The 21,166-nt window shown below is 52.6% G+C and carries 15 protein-coding genes; 10 read left to right on the top strand and 5 right to left on the bottom strand.

All coding sequences use genetic code 11. From position 1 onward, the window contains the following. Together CA13_RS35370 and CA13_RS18740 are read left to right on the top strand one after the other, a co-directional pair. A partial coding sequence (locus CA13_RS35370) for an EF-hand domain-containing protein (protein ID WP_419194553.1) occupies positions 1 to 184 on the top strand: 184 nt, incomplete at its 5' end. A gap of 109 nt (positions 185 to 293) precedes the next feature. Continuing rightward, positions 294 to 1,847, top strand: coding sequence for an Lcl C-terminal domain-containing protein (locus tag CA13_RS18740; RefSeq protein ID WP_146399179.1), 1,554 nt, complete (start codon positions 294 to 296; stop codon positions 1,845 to 1,847). Positions 1,848 to 1,881: 34 nt separating this feature from the next. Here CA13_RS18740 and CA13_RS18745 read toward each other — a convergent pair whose 3' ends face one another. Next, a complete protein-coding gene (locus CA13_RS18745; RefSeq protein ID WP_146399181.1) occupies positions 1,882 to 2,793 on the bottom strand; it encodes a DUF1559 family PulG-like putative transporter in 912 nt (303 codons plus the stop codon). A 192-nt stretch (positions 2,794 to 2,985) separates the two neighbouring features. Beyond that, entirely contained in the window at positions 2,986 to 3,534 is a 549-nt protein-coding gene (locus CA13_RS18750) for a hypothetical protein (RefSeq protein WP_146399183.1), read from the bottom strand. Between the two features lie 418 nt (positions 3,535 to 3,952). Between CA13_RS18750 and CA13_RS18755 the strand changes: the two genes are divergently transcribed. Together CA13_RS18755 and CA13_RS18760 are read left to right on the top strand one after the other, a co-directional pair. After that, positions 3,953 to 5,695 (top strand): sulfatase family protein, encoded by a 1,743-nt coding sequence (locus tag CA13_RS18755; RefSeq protein WP_146399185.1) that lies wholly within the window; start codon positions 3,953 to 3,955, stop codon positions 5,693 to 5,695. 113 nt (positions 5,696 to 5,808) lie between these two features. Beyond that, positions 5,809 to 6,534, top strand: a complete 726-nt coding sequence (locus CA13_RS18760) for a 3-keto-alpha-glucoside-1,2-lyase-like domain-containing protein (protein ID WP_146399187.1) — start codon at positions 5,809 to 5,811, stop codon at positions 6,532 to 6,534. A gap of 138 nt (positions 6,535 to 6,672) precedes the next feature. Here the strand turns inward: CA13_RS18760 and CA13_RS18765 are convergent, their stop codons facing one another. Further along, on the bottom strand, positions 6,673 to 8,511 hold the full coding sequence (locus CA13_RS18765) for a polymorphic toxin-type HINT domain-containing protein (RefSeq protein WP_419194554.1): 1,839 nt from the start codon (positions 8,509 to 8,511) through the stop codon (positions 6,673 to 6,675). A gap of 234 nt (positions 8,512 to 8,745) precedes the next feature. On the opposite strand from CA13_RS18765, the gene CA13_RS18770 reads away from it, so the two are divergent. Continuing rightward, a complete protein-coding gene (locus tag CA13_RS18770; protein ID WP_146399191.1) occupies positions 8,746 to 9,981 on the top strand; it encodes a tetratricopeptide repeat protein in 1,236 nt (411 codons plus the stop codon). Between the two features lie 193 nt (positions 9,982 to 10,174). On the opposite strand, the gene CA13_RS18775 is transcribed toward CA13_RS18770, so the two are convergent. Then, a complete protein-coding gene (locus CA13_RS18775; protein WP_146399193.1) occupies positions 10,175 to 10,666 on the bottom strand; it encodes a cell division protein FtsH in 492 nt (163 codons plus the stop codon). A gap of 67 nt (positions 10,667 to 10,733) precedes the next feature. Between CA13_RS18775 and CA13_RS18780 the strand changes: the two genes are divergently transcribed. Continuing rightward, positions 10,734 to 11,771, top strand: coding sequence for a galactitol-1-phosphate 5-dehydrogenase (locus CA13_RS18780; RefSeq protein WP_146399195.1), 1,038 nt, complete (start codon positions 10,734 to 10,736; stop codon positions 11,769 to 11,771). Between the two features lie 8 nt (positions 11,772 to 11,779). Here the strand turns inward: CA13_RS18780 and CA13_RS18785 are convergent, their stop codons facing one another. Further along, on the bottom strand, positions 11,780 to 14,140 hold the full coding sequence (locus CA13_RS18785) for a DUF4159 domain-containing protein (protein WP_146399197.1): 2,361 nt from the start codon (positions 14,138 to 14,140) through the stop codon (positions 11,780 to 11,782). Between the two features lie 85 nt (positions 14,141 to 14,225). Between CA13_RS18785 and CA13_RS18790 the strand changes: the two genes are divergently transcribed. From CA13_RS18790 to CA13_RS18805, 4 genes are read left to right on the top strand one after another with little or no spacing between them, the layout of a single operon-like run. Further along, positions 14,226 to 15,275, top strand: a complete 1,050-nt coding sequence (locus CA13_RS18790; RefSeq protein WP_419194555.1) for an AAA family ATPase — start codon at positions 14,226 to 14,228, stop codon at positions 15,273 to 15,275. Between the two features lie 10 nt (positions 15,276 to 15,285). Continuing rightward, complete coding sequence (locus tag CA13_RS18795; protein WP_146399199.1) at positions 15,286 to 16,173, top strand: DUF58 domain-containing protein; 888 nt, start codon at positions 15,286 to 15,288, stop codon at positions 16,171 to 16,173. 58 nt (positions 16,174 to 16,231) lie between these two features. Beyond that, a complete protein-coding gene (locus CA13_RS18800; RefSeq protein ID WP_419194556.1) occupies positions 16,232 to 18,703 on the top strand; it encodes a BatA domain-containing protein in 2,472 nt (823 codons plus the stop codon). After that, on the top strand, positions 18,700 to 20,970 hold the full coding sequence (locus tag CA13_RS18805; RefSeq protein WP_146399203.1) for a glutamine amidotransferase: 2,271 nt from the start codon (positions 18,700 to 18,702) through the stop codon (positions 20,968 to 20,970). The genes CA13_RS18800 and CA13_RS18805 overlap by 4 nt, the downstream gene beginning before the upstream one ends. The last annotated feature ends 196 nt before the right edge of the window (positions 20,971 to 21,166 follow it).

Below are 21,166 nucleotides of genomic sequence, written 5' to 3' on the forward strand. Positions count from 1 at the left end.
AATGCAATTTGATGCTGATAAAGATGGCAAGTTAAGCAAAGAAGAGTTGCTTAAATTCGCAACTGAATTTGCACAACGTCAACCACCGGGAGATCGCCCCAATGATCGTCGAGTCAGCGACCGTCGACCCGAAGATAGTCTAAGCGATCGGTCGTCTCGCCGAAGTCGTCCTGCTGCTGAGTAGGACTCGCAAGTTTGTCGTTGATCGCTCCGCCCAATCAATGCGGATTCACCTGTTGTATCCTCGCTGACCGACGGAGCGGTCAGCGAAGATTGCCTAAAGAGCCAATACGATGAAGCTCTCAATCTTAATGACGTTGATGACTGCGTCTTGCAGTTTGCCATGTATCGCCCAGACCTACCGAATAGTGGATACCGGTCAACTGCGTTGCTACGACAACCGCGACGAGATTGTCTACCCGGCATTAGGTGAGGCCTTTTTTGGTCAAGATGCTCATTACCAATCGAATGCGCCAGCCTACAAGGATAACGGTGATGGAACCGTATCCGATTTGGTCACAGGTTTGATGTGGCAAAAGGAACCTGGCCCAAAAAAAACGTACGACCAGGCAGTCTCCGGTGCGGTTGCTTGCAGCGTTGGTGGATACGATGATTGGCGTCTACCAAATATCAAGGAACTTTACTCGCTGATTCGATTCAGCGGCGAAGACATCGATATCGAAAGTACAAGCACGTCGAATCGAACTCCTTTCATAGACACCGATTACTTTGACTTCGTTTACGGCGACCCGGCAAAAGGCGAACGGGTGATTGATTCGCAAATGGCGACGTCAACCAAGTATGTCAGCACGACGATGGATGGCAACGAAACGATGTTCGGCGTCAATTTCGCGGACGGTCGTATCAAGGGTTATCCAACGGGCAATGAGCGTCCCGGAAGGCCACAGAAAGGATTCTACGTTTTCTATGTCCGTCGTAATCCTAATTATGGAAACAATGATTTTCACGATAATGGTGACAAAACCATCACCGACAAAGCGACCGGGTTGAATTGGTTGCAACTTGACAGCGGGCATCTCAAGGCGGGTGAGAACAATGACGGAAAATTAAATTGGCAGCAGGCACTCGGTTGGGCCGAAGATTTGAACTTCGCCGGACACTCGGATTGGCGTCTGCCTAACGCGAAGGAACTGCAAAGCATCGTCGACTACACTCGATCGCCTGATACGACCGGATCGGCTGCGATTGATCCGATGTTCAAGGTAACGCCAATCCATGATGCTCTGGGCGAAGTGAACTACCCGTTCTACTGGACGAGTTCAACGCACAAGAGAACCGGTGGTGGCGAGGCTGCAGTGTATGTCGCATTTGGTCGCTCCCAGGGATGGATGTCAAGATTCGGCGGGCAATACAAACTGATGGATGTCCATGGCGCGGGTTCTCAACGTAGCGACCCCAAGGCTGGCGATCCGTCACGATTCCCGCGAGGCCGTGGTCCGCAAGGCGATGTGATCGCGATCTACAATATGGTCCGACCGGTACGCGGCGGATCTGTGAGCATTCGGGAAAGTGGACCGGAGTTGCTACCCAAACGAACTATTCGCCCTGGCCGAGCACTAGAACAGGGCCAAGGACCAGGAGGCATGGGGGCACGCGGCATGGGGGCGCGCGGCATGGACGCACGCGGTCCGATGGAGGGGCGCCCTCTCGCGTTCGTTCCCAGGCTCGACCGTGACGGCGACGGGAAAGTTTCTCGACAGGAGTTCGATGGCCCTGCCGAGGCATTCGATCGTCACGACGTGAACAAAGACGGCTACCTCATGGATAGCGAAAGTCCACTTCATCAAGGGCCACCGCAACGCGGAATGCGCCAACGCCCTCGCTAACGAGACCGCGTTTTTCAGAACACGCCCACCTTATCTACTCAAACACTTGATCGTGATCAGCACGCGTACAACGGCAGCGGTAGAGTTCCATATCAATTGACTCGGTTACCAATTCAACGGAACCATCGGCTCGAACAAAGTGAGATCCGGCGGGATGGTAGCTGGAAAAGTTGAACGGTGCTCCTGTTTCCGAATTGGGTGGCGTTGTGGCAACTGCGGTGATTCGTCCCGGGGCATGAGCGGCACCTGCGATAACCCCTAACCATGTCGATGGCGAAAACTCGCTTGTGCGTTCGCCCACCATATAGGTGTTGCTGAGTCCATCGAGAACGTCACGCAATAGGAACGCGCGTTGGAACACCAACATTCCATTGCCGACGCAATCCTTCCCTCCGGTGCAAGCTTGTGCCATTTGAATGGTCCCGAAGTTGCCAATGTAGTTAGCTGTAGGGACCATTGTGGCCGTGAATCCTGGGTCATAGTTCGGCTTCGGCATGGGACCGGGTTCTAGGAGATAGAGAGGCTGCGAGGAATCCGAGGGGCATAAATAGGTGGGAATTGTGGTTGTCCGCGCGCCTTCGTGAATTGGATCGGAAATCGAAACATCCAAGTCAACAAGGTTGTCGAGGGCATTGCTTTGCTCCAAAAATGGCAGCAACCGAGCGGCCCATCCCCATCCTGGTTTGCCAAGCCAGTAGGGTTTCCTGCTGGCAGGGTGCATGGCTTGCCAACCAGGGGGTAAACAACGGTTGCTGTCGTGATACATATGCATTGCCAAACCGATTTGTTTCATATTGTTTTTGCACGACGTGGCTCGCGCCGCTTCACGAGCAGCTTGGACAGCTGGCAGAAGCAAACCAACGAGTACGCCGATGATGGCAATGACGACAAGAAGTTCGACCAGCGTAAATGCAGCCGGGCATGGATCGCGTCTAAGAGTTTTCATGTTGCTAAATAGTGTCTTGATAAATAGTGTCTGATAGTCGAAGCGAACGAACCGCCGTTAGCGCAGCGATTAACTCGCTCGCCAATGGCGTCGTCACGAAAGGACGCCAGCGTTTTTTGGCTGACTCCACATGCATTGCGTCAGACGAGAAAGCCTGGCGAATATCAAGTAGTTAAAAGAAAGAGGCCGACCCTAGGGGACGGGCGGCTCGGGTGAAACCGAGCGAGAAGCGGCAAATTCATCCGACAACCTTAGCCAGTGCATCGGCCACTCCATTGGGGCGACAACGTGATGGTCGTCTTTGTCGACGAACGCTTGTGCCAACAATGTCCACATTAAACGGAGGTTGCGGCACTGGGCAGCTTTCCAAAACAGAACGACCGAGGTCTTCGTTCGGCTTGCCACCGGCATGTCATCCGCCGTGCCGGCGGGTTCCGAAACTTCGCATGTTGAAACGCCGGTGGAACAACAGCAGCAGTGATTCGAAAGCTTCGAAACGTTGTTTTTCGCGTTGACTCGGTCGACCAGGAAATCGGGCGGCTTCACACCTGCATCGGACGCCCATCGAAGTTTTTCCTCGTCGCTAAAGCAACAGCAAGTGTCCCAGCAAAATTCAGCCGTTGCACAACCACACGGGCAATTTTCGCAGGGGAAACGCTCGTCCAAGCTGTCTCGAGATGCGACAAGCGGTGCAGGCATCATTAAGGCACCACTCGACGCAATCGAGACGAGTAGTGTCAAGAGGACGCATACCAATGGTTGGTAGTCGTGGTGCCGTAAAATAGAGGGAAACAGGGAACTCAAATAAGATACCAATGCAGCACGAGTGCCATCGCAATTGCGGCCAACGAGAATCGCGCTCCAGCGTCTAGGCCAAATTGACTATCAATACCAAGAGTATAGCCGTCAAGCATGGTTTTTGAGATACCTAGTCAAAACCGTGTTCGATACGAGGGTTCTGGGGCCTAGTCACCTTCCCAAATGGTATGCGGCTATACTGGGATTCATCGCTTTCGCGATTTGATTAGCGATTCGATGGCGGACGATTTTTGTCAAGGCTACGAATTGGAAGTCACTTTCGATATCGATCGATACGCAGTCGGACGAATCCAACATGATATTTTGGCGATTTTTGAGTGAGTAACGGATTGTGAAACGAATGAATCGAAATGCAACGTTGCTGCAATTAACGCTCCTGAAATTTACGGTGGGCGTTTGTGTTGTTGTCGGTCTACTTAACGTATCTGTCGCTTCGCATCTCGATACCGACAAGCCGAACGTTTTGATCATCTACTTTGATGACATGGGCTACGGCGATATGGGGGCTAACGGGCCGAGTGGTTTGAGCATACCTGTGGACTCAAAGTACCTTGATCCTGCTGCTAGGACGTTGACTCCGAACCTTGATCGATTTGCGAATCAGGGGCTGCGTTTCACTCGCGGGCATTCTGCGGATGGTGTCTGTTCGCCGTCTCGCTACTCACTACTCACGGGCCATTATTCGTGGCGCACCCGTTTGAAGAGAGGTGTGACGGGCGGATACAGTTCGACTTTTATGGATGCGGATCGTTTTACGATCGGCGAGCTGTTTCGCAAGCATGGCTATACAACTGCCATGATTGGGAAATGGCATATTGGAATGGAGTTTCAGCGGATGGATGGCAAAGCGGCAGTAAAGATTACAGGCAACGATAAGAACGTGCTCGGTAAACTTGATCTGTCGAAACCTGTCATGGACACCCCCGCTCATCGTGGTTTTGACTACTGGTTTGGAACGCCCGCATCTTTGGACATGCCTCCCTACGCATGGCTAGAATCGGATTCCAAGACGGGAGAGGTTCATGTTTTGTACCAAGGTGGGATTGTCGCGGATGGTAACGTTGACTTCAGCCAAGCTCGTGTGGCGCGAAATAGCGATTTCGTCCTCTTTGACAAAACCTATGGAATCCATGCACGTGATGGAGCCAAGGACCCTACCTTTGTCTTTGCAGACTATTTGCAGATCCAGGCCGCGAAAGTAGTCGACCTGATCAAAGATCGCAAACCAGACGATAAGCCGTTCATGATGTACGTTCCCATGCCGGCACCGCACGCGCCGCATGCAGTACAAGAAAGCTTTCAAGGTTGTGCGGGTTACCAATACGGCGATTACGTTGTCCAAACGGATTACTACACAGGCGAAATTCTAAAATCACTTGGTGATCTGAACGATCCGAAGAGCGTCGCAGCCAATACAATTGTGTTCATCACTAGCGACAATGGACCCGAAAATCAAGCTTATACATCGAGTCTTCAGTTGAACCATGATGCCAATGGCCCGTGGGCTGGCCGAAAACGCGACAACTACGAAGGAGGTACTTGTGTTCCCTTTATGTTACGTTGGCCAGGAAAAATAGCACCGGGCACAACGGACCATGCGTGTTGGCAGGGAGACTTTGTTGCGACCATGGCCGCGGTACTACATTATGATCTTCGCCAGGATGAAGCCCCTGACGCCGAAAGCTTTTTGCCCGTTTTGCTCGGGAATCCGATGCCGACAGAACGTCGTGCAGGATTTATCGAGCATTCATCCTCAGGACAATTCGCTCTGATTGACCAAAGCGGAGAGTGGAAATTGATTGATGGTACGGGTGGAGGCGGAAACAAGCGGACATGCGACGCGGATAATCGCGAAACGCGAGCGTCGGGCGTGATTCGTGGGACGCCACGCCAACTGTTTCATTTGAAAACCGATCCGGGTGAACGTGACAATCTGCTGGTCGACGATTCGACCAACCCCAACGACAATCACGATCCGACGCCCTCTGCATTGGCAAAGGAACGGGAGCTTTATGATATCCTGAACGCCATTCGCGGCGACAAAATCAGGGGCACGGATGGCTCAAGCAACATACCGCGTTAAAGTCAAACGAACTGCTCGCGACCTACTCGTCGCCGCACAGCGACCACCAAAAATGTGAACTCCCTGAACTCCGCCCAAGGTCTACGCCGACGGCCTACAATGGAAATCCTATCATGACTAAGAATACCCTGGCCCTTGCCATTTTGTTTCAGTTCGCCTTTTCCTCCGTTTTGTTGGCTGATCAACGCGGGAAACTGATTTTCGAGGATTCGTTCGAACGCAATGAATCGCAAGAACAGACCGATGAGGTTGGCAACGGATGGAACACGAATAGCAAATCGCGGGCAGCGGGTAATAAACAGGTCGATCTCAAAGACGGTGCGATGCACATCAAGATGCACCCCCAAGCAGATCACGCGGTCTCTGTTACACATCAGGCTGAGTTCAAAAATGGTTCGGTCGAACTGCGATTCAAGTTGGAAGGCGAAAAGGACATTCTGGGGCTGGATTTCGCGGATCAAAAGTTCAAAGACGTTCATGCGGGCCACCTGTTCAAGGTCACTGTCGCAGCCAAGTACGTTCAAATACACGATATGAAGCTTGGTGATATGAACATGAAGTATCACGCGGCGAAGAAGGCAAAGAGCCTTACCGATGAGCAGAAAGCATTTCTAAGCACGACGAAAAAGAAAGTTCCCGCGAAACTAGCGGTTGGCCAATGGCATGATCTCATGGTTCAAATCGTGGGCGATAAAGTGACCGCTTCGATTGATGGGAAAGAGACTGCAAGTTTTTCATCGCAGGGCTTCGCTCATCCGACGAAACGGATGTTGCGGTTAGCTGTCCCACGGAGCGCTGTCGTGGATGACGTGAAAATTTTCTCCCTGATTGAATCCTGAGAATAAGCAAATCAGCTCAGTCGCGAAGTGCTTAAAAGAACAACGTCTGTTCTTTAAAGAAAACGGCGAGCCATTCTTCAACACGCGTATCTCGCTGGTCCGAACGAGATACGGGCGGTTGCAGACTTTCCGTGAGGGCTATTTCGCGTGCACAGCAAGTACGTTTACTGGCAAGCCTGGTACCACTTGCAACGTGGGGCGAATCTCGGTTGCATCGCTGCAAAGGATACGTTCGGGTCCCACAAAGTAAGTGTGATTGTCAGCAACGATCAAGTTGAAGGTTTCGACAGGTTCCTCGGCAAGTTCGACGGCTTCGATAGCGGTCGTTCCCGTTGCATGACGCAAAACCATTCCAGGTTCAAGTTCCTTCGAACGCAGCCATCCGCGACCGGAGACCCACCAATAGTGTCCGAGTGTCGCTTCGATTTTTCCTTCTTGGGTGGAAAACACAAAAGTTTTTGCCGGCGGGCGGTGCGTGGTGTTTAGCACCGGCTTTAGCTTCAATTCGCCACTCGCAACGTCTTGGGAGAGCACCCGATCGCCCACTCGAATGCTCTCGATATTTCGCAGGCCATATTCGGTTTGAACTTGGGTGCCCCTAATCAAGCATTCGCGGTTAATCAAAACGAGAATAATAACTGGCTGAGATGCATAGACAATGTCTTTGCGGTCCTCGTAGTAGCGACGATCACGGTTCTTCTCACCGTAGTGTAATTGTTCGTTGTAGCGGTCCCACCAACCCCACCATGCGTTGGTGTTGCGGTCGACCTCGGCATCGGTCGCGGCCTGCAAAAGATCAAACACACGTTCCTGAGCAATCGCTTTTGTGAAATTATTGGCGTCATTATTCTTGATGGCTCGGTTGATTTCACTTTGTGTCGATTGATCAACGATCTGCTGGGCAACCGCGTTTTTCGAAAAAGGTATGGTTAATGTTTGCCCTGGCTGCATACCCGCTGGCATAGCACTTCGTGGACGCGACATACGTGCTACCGTCAACCGATTGGGCTTGTAAAGCACTTTGTCAACGACAGCAATTTGCTCCAAATCACGCAGTTCCTGGGACATCGCAAGTCGCAGAATTCTTTCACCGTTGGCTCGTTGGAAAACCAGGTGTTTCACTTCCGTTTCTGTCGAGAGCATTTCGAGCAAACCAGGAACATAAAACACCATGGGATATTCTTTGATCCCATTCATCGCGGATTGCCCTCGCTTGGATGTAAGCTCGGACATTGCGATTTTGACCAATGCGTCGCATGCCTCTTGGCTCCGCACATTCTTAATTGCGTCAACGAACGGTAGTGCTGTGTTACCAGGTAGTTGCAGCGCGGTGAGTTGCAAGGCATGGATAGCCGTTGAATCTTGAAGTTCGTCTAACGCATCGAGTGTTTTGATCTTTTCCTTGGTCTTCGATCCCAATAGCGAGGCCGCCCATTTCTTCATCTGCGGCATCCATGCTTTTGTCTGTTTCACCAATTCGTTCGACTTTTGCCTGGCTTCACGAATTTCATCCTTAGTTAGCCACTGGTCGCCAATTCGTTCGAATTGCAACTTAGTACGCGCCATTCGATCGTCGGATCGTGCTGCTAGCACCCCGTACCAATGCGCTTTGGCTTGGTCCTTTAATCCGTGTTGCTCTGCCCAATTGGCGAGGCGGCGATGATCATTCAGATTCAACGGGCCGTCACCACGTTCCTGATCGTACTCCTCAAGCAAAGGCGTCATGCGATCGGAATTCAATTCATCAACACCTAGCCATGTGTCATCGAGGCACACTTGTCCCGCTTGCCAGCGAGCAAAGGCGCCAATCGGTGCCGCGTCGTGATGCGCCTTCAACACGGATCGATCGGTGATCTCACCGCGAGCTTCTGCCTGCAACGTGGCCTGCAACGGATCTTTCAGGGAGCTCAAATCAACGGACCAAGCTTCCGCTGCGTCGCCAATGCAAAGCAGAATCAAGCCACAAAGGAACCTCATTTCATTGACCCTGAAACGACGACTCGCTAATCTGAACAGAGGTCGGCTGAGCATCGTGGTGTACCCCCTAAACCGAGAAGAGATGCGGATCCCAAAATGACGACATGTATCGCCAATTGGAGTATAGGAATAAGCCGTTCAGGAAACAAGGATTTTCGTGTTTGCCCTCGTGTTTGCCCTCGTGTTTGCGGTCGAGTTATCTCTTTCGGCCTCTTTCTCTTCACTTCCTTTGGCTTGCCAACGGCCGCGTGGGCAGACAACCCTGGCAACCAATTCCAGGAAGTTGAAGCGTTACAAACGATCCACCGCGAGTTGAATGAGTATTGCCAGAAAAAGGTTTTGCTTGCGGACGAACTCAAGCGAATCGAAAAAGCACTGAATGAAACCGAAAAAGATATGCAAGTGGTTCGCCAAGAAGCGTTGAAAAAACAAATCAATCTAATGGTGTATCAGCAAAGAGAGCGTGAGTGTCGCGAAGCGTTACAAGACCAAGCGAACCTATTCACAAGGGGGGGCTCCAATGAAAATGGGGGCGTAGGAGCAACGATCAACACGCGGAGTGGCTATCCTCTGAAATTGGATCGGCACCTGACGCAAATGAATTTCTTTTCTGCGAATCAAGGCCAGATCCGTGAATCAATTCAATTGTCACAGCTCAATGCAGCATCTCAGTTGATTTTGCAGCGTCGCACGAAAACGCTTCAAGATAGTGTCACATGGCAGCAATCGTTCGCGAGTTGGATTCAAGATGGCCCGAGTTACTTTGATCGCTATTGGCGTTTTACCGATCCGAGTCGGCAATGGACCGTCGCTCAGTGCGAAGCAATGCTGGCGACGTTTCAAGAGGTTGAATTGGAAACCTATCCTAGCCTTATTGCGCAATCGCTTTTGCAAGAACGTCTCGGGAAAAGTACGCAAGCTTTGGAAAGTATCAACAAAGTGGTTCACTCTCAGACGCCGATGCATTTTGTTGCTCGTGCCGTTCGTGGCATGGTTCAGCAGTCGCTCGGTAAAACGAGGGAGGCAAGAGTCGAGCTTTTCGCCGCCGTGAAGGCAGATAAGTTGAATCCATATATACGCTTTCAACTGGCGAGGTACTACACTTTAAAAGAAGATTGGAACGGTGCCGAGAAGGAAGCAAATTTCTTGTTGAAATCGCCGGAACTTGAACTTGATGCCCGTCGCATGCTTGCAGTGATCTACTCGCTGCAAGCCAAAGAAATAAACAGTGCGTCATTTAAGGCGAAAGAACAAGCGACGTTGGTTGACCGTCTTAGCGGCGACGAAGATTGGTTTGGGAAGTTACTGATGGCGATGGCATTGAGCGTTTCCAATGAACACGATGAAGCGCTCACGCATGGTGACAAGGCAATCGAGTTTGCCGCTGATGAACAAATCCCTTTTGTTGAATCGATTGTCCAATCGATCAAGGATGGATCACCCTTGAAGTGGGATTTTGAGCGAAATTGAAATGGCAAAACGGATTTGAAGCAAATGCTCCTGAGCGGTTGTTCAATGGCATGCGTTTCGGACGTGGAGCGATTTTTGGTCGATTGACTTTACATTTTTTTACTATGCATTTTTACATTTCGCTTCTTGCCGGTGTCACATCATCTCTGTTTGCAACGCCCTGTTAACACCCGTGTGACCGTAGTTCGCCCGGCTAGCGGAGCCAAAAGGAGACGGCGTGGGCGATGTCTTCGTGTTCGAGGGATTCGTGGGCTAATAATTCATCGGAGACTGCGGCGATGGCTGCCCAAAACCTTTCATCGGACATTTTCTCGTGAAGCACCATGATGGTGGCTTCTAAAAAACGCGTGCGTTTTTCGAGATCCCTGAAGCTGGTCGCAGCCCGCTCGGCCGCTTGTGCCCAATCGGATTGCCAAGGGCCAAAGTGTGCCGGGTGTGGTCGCTCGCCTTGGTATATCATCTCGGCAACCGGGCCTGCCAAAACCGTAAGAATTTCTCGCTGTCGCTGCCAATCACAATGCGAATCGACTGGTCCCCAATTGATCATGCAGTCGCCGAATTGAGTCGGCAGCGAGTCTTCGATCATGCATCCTAGACGCACTTCGTCGATTGTTGCGCCCAAAAGGTAACCAACGACCACGTGACCCGCTTCGTGGTACGCGGTTAATGTTTCGTCATCATTCAAAACCGAAGTCCTTTTGTTACACTAACGAACTGGCTAACCCCAAAACCCTTTTTTGTTCGAGAACGCCATGAAAGCTGCACTGCTGACCGAATACAAAAAAATGCAAGTGACCGACGTCGAGGAACCCAATGTTGGCCCCGACGATTGTTTGGTGCAAGTCGAAGCATGCGGAATTTGCGGAAGCGACATCCATGGTTACGACGGTAGCACCGGTCGGCGCATTCCGCCATTGGTGATGGGGCATGAAGCTGCCGGTACTGTGGTTGCCGTGGGTGATAACGTAACCGATATCCCTATTGGCTCGCGAGTGACCTTTGATTCGATGGTTTCATGCGGCCAATGCGATTTTTGTCGAAGCGGGGACCAGAACCTTTGCGACCATCGGATGGTTTTGGGAGTCTCGTGTGGTGACTATCGACGTCACGGTGCATTTGCCGAGCGGATCAGCGTTCCGCGTCGTATCGTCTATACTCTGCCGGAGTCGTTGCCGTTTGAACATGCGGCATTGGTGGAAGCCGTATCCGTTGCAGTCCATGCGACAAACGTGACGCGAGTCAAGTTGGGTGACACGGCGGTGGTTGTTGGTGCAGGAATGATCGGACTATTAACCTTGCAAGCGATTCGGGCAGCAGGTGCCAGTCAAGTTATCGCGGTCGATTTGAATGAAAAACGATTGTCGGTGGCAAAACAGCTTGGCGCAGATGTGACGCTGCGAGCTGATCAAGTGGACGTGCCGGCGGAAATTCGACGATTGACGGGTGGTCGTGGTGCCGATATCGCGCTGGAAGTTGTCGGTGCCACCACAACGATCAAAACTGCGATCGAGTCGGTACGAAAAGGAGGATACGTCACACTTGTTGGAAACGTCTCGCCGATGATCGAACTGCCGTTGCAATCGGTTGTTACTCGAGAGATCACACTGCGTGGTACGTGTGGCTGCAATGGCGAGTACCCGGAGTGTATCGACTTGATGAATCGCGGCATCATTAACGTTGAACCGCTGATCACGGCAAAAATCCCACTACGAGACGCGCCCGCATGGTTTGAGCGTCTCTACGCCGGTGATGCAGAACAAATGAAGGTGGTTGTTCAACCAAACGCCTAAGCGAGTCATTATTGGTTCAAGCCAAACAGAATCATATTTGCCACAATTTTGGCGGCATCGCTGGTCGGATATCCAGGACATTGGACCGAGTTTTGACTCTCTAACGCACAGCTCACATCCAGCGGCGAAAAGAAGACACCGGCCATATTGTCGACGATGGAAAATTCGATTTCGGGTGGCGCCGTGCGCGTGCCCACAACTTGACTGCTGCCTCGGTCGGTGGGGTTCCGAATCGTCACGGTTGTGATATCGAATCCGCCATAGGCGTTGGTAAGTGCCGGATGGTTCGCTTCCATTCGCTGAAGCGGCGCGTTCGGTAAAATCGCCTTCATTTCGCGACGAAATGATTTTGTGAAGGCGTCGTTGCCGCAGACCGACGTCGCGAAAATCATCCCCTGATTGCGAAGGAACTCTCGCAATTCGTCTCGCTGGGTTTCGCTTAGCTGGAACTCGGTTCGTCCGTGCATCCAAAGGATCGGCAGACGACTGAGACTCGATGCGTCAAGACCGACCGGTTCTTTCCCCGCAATAATGTCGATCTTGACTTGTTGACGGATCAATGCCGCGACATTCGGAATCGCTCGGCGGGCTTCTTCGCCACCGGCCCCGAGCGACAGCATGGCGATTTGGATTGTCCCTCGCGTTGGCTCTTGTAGATTGCCTGCATCTAAGATGTTTCGCTTTTCAAGTTTATCTTTTAGTTCACGTCCGGTCGCGTAGGCAATGACATTTTCACCGATCCGAACGGCTAGGTCGATTTGACCTCGAACCTTGTTCGGTACGTCGTTGCGACCGATCAAGTTGTCGCTCAATTCCCAACGACATGACAGGCTATTGGGAACGTAGAAGACTGCGGTGCGACAGCAGGCTTGGACACCGTACACCCAAAAATCTTTACTAATTAACGGGATGGAATTTGGAGCGACTTCGCGTTCTGCGAACCAGACGGGATGGGATGGGGGCAAACGGTCTAGCGACGCACCTTCGAACCATTGACTACATAGTTTACGGACGCTGGCTTCGAACGCAGATGCATCGCCACATCCATCCCCTCCGTCCGCTTCAAATAAAATCGTTCCACCTTGTTCGATATAGATTCCAAGATGCTCGATCAATGCTTCCGAAAATGGCAGCGCATTTTGTCCACGAATGATTAATACGGGGGTTTGCAATAGGTCTTCTACCGAAACGACTTGTCCATCAGGCGACTGACCGACGATGGTTTGCCATGTCAAGTCGCGTCCCCAATCCCGTTCGACTTGGCGGACGAGCATTTTGAGTCCTTCGGGGTGTGATCGCCACTCGCCTTTTTGTGGGCTTGGATATTGCAATTGACCGGCAACGACTTGCCGTTTCCCTTTGCTCAAAAACAGCAGGGCAAACGAGGTAGCGATGTCGCGATTATTTTCCATGGGTGCTGCACCCGACCAAAAGCCTTGGAATTGGTCGTGTTGTGCAAGCAGTTGTTCGGCTCCTTCGCGATACCAATCGTGTCCACCGATGAACCGTCGCCCCGACAACCGTCCGACCCGTTCGAGTGCATAAAGGTAATAGTAGAACGTCGTCGGCGAGCCGCCTGGATTGACGTCGACCGAAAAGCGATTGCCAAGCCAAGTCAATCCCGCTTCGACCGGATCGTGGGGTTCGGTGTCCATGCCACAGCATCGGATTTGGTCACCCACAATTTTGGAGCTCGCCCCCGAAACACCACCCCGAGAGATGATTATCGAGGCGACTCCGGCACAGGTCATGCTTCCGGTGACCGGTTGGCTGCGGCCGTAACCCCACCCGCCATTGGTTCGTTGGCGACTTTTCCAGTAGTCCAGTGCCAACTCAAAAGCTTTCGAGTCGATTTCGATTCCTCGGTCCTTTGCCGCGCCGAGGGCCAGTAATGCGAACTGCGAATTCGATGGGTCACCGCTGCCGATTCGTTGGCCGTAACTCCATCCGCCCGATCGTGCTTGGCCCGCAGATTCGTCACTTTGTGTGTCGAGCAAAAATTGGACATTACGTCGAATTCGAGGCAAATCGCTGGCCGATCCAAGATGACAATAAACCAAGGTTTGGAGCGACGCCGAATAGGTTTCATTGGGCTCGAACGAGCGGAGGTACTTCATGGCCTTGGCGATCGCAGGATCCTCACGCGATACACCTGCGTTCATCAGGGATAATGTGCACAGCGCCGATAAGCCACACGATTGGCCACCATATTCATTCCATCCGCCACGCGTGTTCTGAGAACTTCGCAAATAGGTGATCCCTCGATCAATCGCCCTTTGCACCGTAGCGGGGTCAATGTCGCCGCGTGCTGGTTGAATAAGCAGAATAGGCAACAGAAGAAAGGCCAGTCCGATCGTAAAACGGGGCATTCGTCCTCTGCATCCTCCCGCGATCGGCCTGCGATGTTTAAGATGGGAACCAAAGTCCATCACAACGGAATGTAAGTTTTCAACCATGAGCAATCCTCCCTCTCCTCCTTCTTCGAACCAGCCCGCTCGGAATCTAGGCGACGTGCTTCGCGAATTCGCTGGGCACCAACAAACGATGCGTGCCGAGCTTGCCAAGGTCATTGTGGGGCAAAGCGACACGATTGAGCAACTGCTGGTTGCCATCTTTACCCGCGGACACTGCCTGCTTGAAGGGGTCCCGGGGCTCGCTAAAACACTGATGGTCAGCACCTTGGCCGACATTTTAGATGTCTCGTTCAAGCGTATTCAGTTTACACCCGACTTGATGCCTTCGGATATCACGGGGACACAAGTTTTAGAGGAAGACGACGCAGGGAAGCGAAGTTTCCGTTTCGTCGAAGGTCCCATCTTCACCAATATCCTGCTAGCGGACGAAATCAACCGAACGCCTCCGAAGACCCAAGCGGCACTGCTCGAAGCGATGCAAGAACGTCAAGTTACGGTTGGACCGCAAACTTATCCGCTCCCTGCACCCTTTTTCACCATCGCGACACAAAACCCGATTGAGCAAGAGGGTACCTACCCGCTGCCCGAAGCCCAACTTGACCGATTCATGTTCAACATCAAAGTCGGTTATCCCTCGGCGAGCGAAGAAGAGCAAATTCTGACTGCGACGACGCGAGGCGAATCGCAAAACGTCAACAAGGTCCTTTCGTCGCGAGCGATTTTGAACATCCAAAAATTGGTTTCGAGTATTGCCGTCAATCCGTTGGTGATCCGTTACGCTTCGCAATTAGTCCGTGCCACGCGTCCGAAAGACGAGACCGCGCCACAGTATGTCCGCGAGTTGGTGGATTGGGGGGCGGGACCACGCGCAGGACAAAACCTGATCAATGGCGCTAAGGCACTTGCAGCGATGAATGGCCGATTTAGTGTCGATACAAAAGACATTCAGCGAATCGCCGCGCCCGTGCTTCGGCATCGCATCGCAACCAATTTTCAAGCGCAAGCCGAAGGCATGGATACCGACGCAATCATTGAACGGCTACTCCAAGACGTGGCCGAGCCGGAGCCTGAGAAGATGGCGAAATCGTAAAGGCGAATCGATGTCTGCGTTACTTTCCCCCGAATCGCTGCAACAAATCAAACGGCTCGACCTGCGAGCTCGGATGGTGATTCGTGGCTTTTTGCAAGGGCTTCATACCAGTCCCTTTCATGGGTTTTCGGTCCAATTCAGTGAACATCGTCGCTACAACCGCGGCGACGATCCAAAATTAATCGATTGGTTGGTTTACGCGAAAACCGACAAATATTACATCAAGCGATTCGAAGCCGAAACGAATTTGACCGGCTATTTGGCGATCGATTTGTCCAAGTCGATGGGGTTCACCGAAAGCCAAAGCATGACCAAGTTCGAATACGCAACTTGCTTGGCCGCGTCACTGACTTACTTGATGACAATGCAACAGGACCCGGTTGGATTGTTGACGCTCGGCGAAAAAGTCAACGCGGAGCTGCCTGCTCGAAGTCGTCGCGGCCATCTCGGTGACGTGATGGCCCGGTTGTCCCAGATGAAGCCAAGCGGGAATACAGACTTGGCGGCATGCGTGACGCAAATTGCGGCGATGTTGAAGCATCACTCGCTAGTGATGTTGTTTTCCGATTTGCTAGACGAACCTGAAAAGGTTTTCGCTTCGCTGGCAAGATTACGGCACGGCGGTCACGATGTGATCTTGTTTCATATTTTGGACGAAGCCGAAGTCAATTTTCCATACGAGGGACCTGTGCAATTTGAGGACAGCGAAACGAGTGAGACAATCACTGTCGATGCAACCGGTTTTCGTGAAGGCTACTTAACCCAACTCGAGCAATTTCGCGAATCGTATCGTGAGAAGTGCAGCAATTTGAGGATTGACTACGTGCCGCTCGACACCAGTATGCCGTTTGACAAAGCGTTGACGGAATACTTGCTACAGCGACAAGGACGGTTCTGATTACGAAGTTCTTCCTGTCCTTCTATTTCATTACTCACATACGTTTCTTTCCAACATCGTGTCATTCTTAAACGCCACCTTGATCTTCGGAGTGCTAGCGGCCGCTGCGCCGGTGGTGTTGCACTTGTTGTCGAGGCGTGAGCCGAAGAAGGTGGTGTTTCCGTCGCTGCGGTTTCTAACTCAAAAATTTGAAACCAATCGCAGCCGACTTCGTATCCGCCGGTGGTGGTTACTAGCACTTCGCGTCGCCGCAATCGCCGCCGTCGCGTTCGCCTTTGCGCGGCCCGTGATCCATCAATCGTTATCGCTGACGTGGGTCACGATTGGAATGCTTGCCGCTGGTGGTATTGCGGTTCTGCTATTGGCAGGCATCGCTGCGTCGCGAAGCCAATCGGCGGCACTGCGGTACTCGCTTGTCGGTGTCGCCGTGATTGCATTGTTGTCCGCACTCGTTTGGGGAGCGACCACTTATGCGAGCGGTCCGCGGCCAACAACCGATATTGCGTCGCCCATTGCGATCGCAATCGTGATCGACAACTCGCCAACCAGCCAGTGGAAGACGGCCGAGGACGATCGTATTACGCGGATTCACAACTTGGCTGATTGGATTGTTTCGCGAGTCCCGCGAACAAGTCGTATCGCGGTACTCGACCGTTCCGCGACGCCTGCATCGTTTGCGTTGGATGCCGCTAGTGCCATTTCGCAGATCGAACAAGTGCACCCATTAGCGGTTGTCCAGCCGATCGAGTCGCGAATCGAAGCTGCGGTGCGGTTGGTTCGTTCAAGCGAATTGACTAGCCGAGCGGTGATCGTGGTCAGCGACTTGAGCGAAAATACGTGGAATGAAACCCTTGAGGGAACCGCTCTCGATGAATTACTTGCGGCCGATCCGGCGGTCAATGTTACCCTTTTTGACCTTGGTGCATTTCGTGGCACCAACCGGCGATTGTCTGCAATGAGTCTTTCGGATTCGACGCCCCCAGCGTCTGCGCCGGTGGCCGTCTCGACGATGGTCGAGTTCGACGGAGAATCAAAACCGGATGGACAATCGGTTACGGCGGAGCTGAGGATTTACAAACCGGACACGGCGCTGCCCTTGGTTCGTGACGGTGATATAAAATTGCCGCTGCTCGACGTCGTGGACCGAGTGAGTGTTCGGATTCGAGGCAATGGTTCGAGTGAGATGTTGATGAATGTTCCGCCGCTGAGCGTCGGTACGCACCACGGCCAAATTCGACTCGTCGGTGACGATCCATTGACGCTCGACGACATTCGATACTTTACACTCGAAGTGCTGCATCAATCGCCTATTCTGGTGGTAGCTGATAATGAAGACGAAGCGCGTGTGATCGGACAAACGATTACTACTCCCTTTTTGATTGATGATCCGAATGCCGAATATCGCGTGGAAATGATCGGCTATCGTGACTTTGATGCGGTTCGGCTGATGGATTTTCAAGCGGTTCTATTGCTCGATCCGCACAACGATTTTGTTTCACAAGAGCGATTGATTTCCTATGTGCGCAGCGGTGGGGGATTGCTTGTTGCGTTAGGGCCTGCGTTTGAAACGCAGGGTGAACCGTCAAAGCTTTTGCCACGGCCCCGACGTCGTTGGCGCGTCCCCGATCCAGGAACATTTTTGCAGTTTACGCAATCGATGCACCCGGTCCTTTCGCCATTAGCGGAGTTGCCTGGCGGCGTGCCTTGGACCGATTTTCGAATTCACCAATATTGGCAATTTGAATCCGATTCCTCTTTCCGAGAACTGGCACGATTCGCGGGAAGAGAGCATGCTGCTTTGCTGGAACGCATTGCATCGGGCGATGAAGCCACCGGCGGCACGGCTGGCCGATTGTTGCTTCTAACCACGCCGCTTCCCGCGTTGGCTGATCAGACTCGGTCGTGGAACGATTTTTTTGGTGGTTCCGAAGCGTGGCCAGCATTTCTACTCGTCCGCCAAATAGCGGATTATCTGACCAACCGAAGCAGTGATTCAGGGATCGCGAATGTTGGGAATCCGCATACCGTCGCTTTGCCCGAGTCCGGTTTGCCCGAGTCCCAATCGACCGTCGAATCAAATACTGCGACCAACGACAAAGAAGAAGCATCGGATCGTCTTGCCAATCGAATTCAACTTTTTGCACCGGACCAATCGACCGCAGTGCCGATCGATATTGATAGTGTTTCTCGAGATGTCACGGTGATGCGTGTCAACGCACCGGGGACTTACTGGCTACGTGGCAAAGGTTTCAGCACCGGTTTTTCGGCAAACATCGCTCCATCCGCGACGCGACTTGAACGCGTCGATGCCGAGCGTTTTGCAACGTTGATGTCGAGTGCACGGTTCCACATGGCGGTGACGAAAGACGAAATTGATTTGAGCGCTGATCAAGAGGGGCAACGTGTGCCGTTGCATTCGCCCGTAATGCTCCTTGCGTTGGTGGTGTTTTTGCTTGAGCAACTTCTGAGCAACCGTTTCTATCGTCGCAGAAATACTGATGGTCACTCGGTCGTAGGAGCGGGTGCGTGAATTCGTTTCACATCGAACCGATATACGATTCTTCGCTCGTTGCGTTGGCAGCGTCGGTCGTGATCGTCGCCGTTCTGATTTTGGTCACTCCGCCCACCGAGGATCCACAGAAACGTCGTTGGTTGATGCTACTGCGAGCCATTGCCGGTTTGGTTTTAGTCGTGGCGATGTTCCGACCTGGGGTAGTGCGAACCGATACGCGCGCGGCCGAGGCGACATTGGTGGTGGCGATCGATGTGTCGCGAAGTATGACACTGCCGGATGATGAAAAATCCGATCGATGGACGCACCAAAAGCAGGCATGGCAATCACTTGCCGAAGGTTTGGAACCACTTGCGGATTCGATGAATGTTCGTTTGTTGAGCTATGGAAAAACGACGGCCGAGTTACCCAATCCTACTCCGGCAACTTTGGATATCGTTGTTCCCGATGGCGAACTAACCGATTTGGCCGCAGCCGCGACAGGAGCAATCGCCATCGCTCAAGGGCAACCGCTTGCTGGGGTTGTGATGATGGGCGACGGTACACAAACCGCACCGATCCAAGGGAACGGTGCCGAACGCGTGGCTCAGACACTTAAGGCATGGGGCGTGCCGTTATGGTCGGTGCCAATTGGACCGGCGAGCGGACCGTCAGCCAATCGTGACGCCGCCATCGATGCATTACCAGAAAGTTATCAGTTGTTTGCTGGCAACCAATTTGAAGTCAGCTTTCAAGTTCCATTGAGAGGTTTAGCAGGAATAAGCGTTCCAGTTCAAATCACTTGGATAGACGAGAACGGGAAAGCAACTTTAGCGGCTCAACGTCGGGTATTGTCCGAAACCGCCAACTCCGTCGGTGATGTTTCGATCCCTTTGATTGCGCCTGCGCCGGGGACCTATCGGTTGAATGTCGAAGTCGAAACGCAAGCTGGCGAGCTTGTCACCACAAACAATCTACAGACGGCATTCGTTAACGTTCGCGAAGGAGGCGGCCGAATTCTGTACATTGAAGGCGAGTCACTTTACGAGCAGCGATTTTTGCGAATGGCGCTGCGTCGATTTCCCGATTTGGACCTAACGTATCAGTGGATCCCTCGTGACACTGCGTCCCGGTGGCCCGTTGATCTCGGTGATTGGTTCGAAAAAGGGCGGTTCGACATCTACATCATTGGCGATGTCGACGCCGACGCTATCGGACGCGAACAATTAGCTGAACTCGCGGAAACGGTCGGGGCCGGTGCCGGTTTGATCACGCTTGGCGGATATCATACGTACGGCGCCGGTGGCTATGCATCGTCGCCATTGGCCGACGTGATTTCTATTCGCATGGACCCATCACGCCGACGAGATATTAATTCGGAAATACAACCTAATACACCGGACCAAATTGCAGGTCCGATATCAGTGCAACCGGCGCGTCGACATCCAGTCACGGATTTGGGTGGCGCCGATCCGGTGCGTGTATGGAAAACGCTTCCTCGATTGCTCGGGGCGAATCGTTTTGTCGGACCAAAAGTGGCCCCCGGTGTGCAAGTCCTGTTGGAAACGACCGATGGGGCACCGCTATTGGTTGTCGGCGAATTTGGCCGTGGCAGGACAGTGGCATCGGCGTTTGATTCGACATGGCAATGGTGGCGAGAGGGAAAAAGCGAGGCCCATCGCCGGTTTTGGCGGCAGGTCGTTTTGTGGCTGCTGTCGCGTGAAGAGGACTCCACCGAGCAAATCAATCTTGAGCTCGACGCACGCCGATTTGCAGTCGATGCCGATGTTGGGTTTCGAGCCACTTTGACGTCCATTGCGGAAAACCAAAGCATCGATTTTGTTGCGGAAATTCTTGACGAGTCCAATACAATCACGCCCGTCACGGATCTGGCAGACACTTCCGAAGGCAATTCACAAACGGTGACCGGCAAAATTCCCAAGCTCATTCCCGGCTACTATCGATTGCGAGTTGGCCCCCGTGATACCGCGTCCAAGCTGAATAGCGAGAATCTGGCATTCCAAGTGGTCGATCAGAGTCGTGAAATGACGATGCCGATGGCCGATCCGGTTTATTTGCGACAACTGGCCGATATCACCGCTGAACATGGCGGTGGTTCATTTTCATACGAGCAAATAGACGACTTGATCGAACGCATCGCGAAACGTCGAAAACAAGCCGAAGCACCGGTGGTTGAAAAGTTTACTCTTGGCGACGATCCGCTAACCGGGTGGATCCTATTTGCCCTGTTCGCCACCGCTTTGATCATTGAGTGGACACTTCGCCGGCGATGGGGATTTGCCTAGTGCGGTGCAGTGCGGTGCAGTGCGGTGCAGTGCGACCGCAAGCGAAGCGAGCGACCGCTCGGATTGCGCTGGACCGCTCCTGTTGGCCGCTAGAATCGTGTCATGATAACATCAATTTATGCGATAACTTATATAGGTTCGGGCCATCTCACCACTTGTCACTTTCAAAAATATGGAGACAACACGCTTCGGCTAG

This window comes from Novipirellula herctigrandis (assembly GCA_007859835.1).
Classification (GTDB): Bacteria; Planctomycetota; Planctomycetia; order Pirellulales; family Pirellulaceae; genus Novipirellula_A; species Novipirellula_A herctigrandis.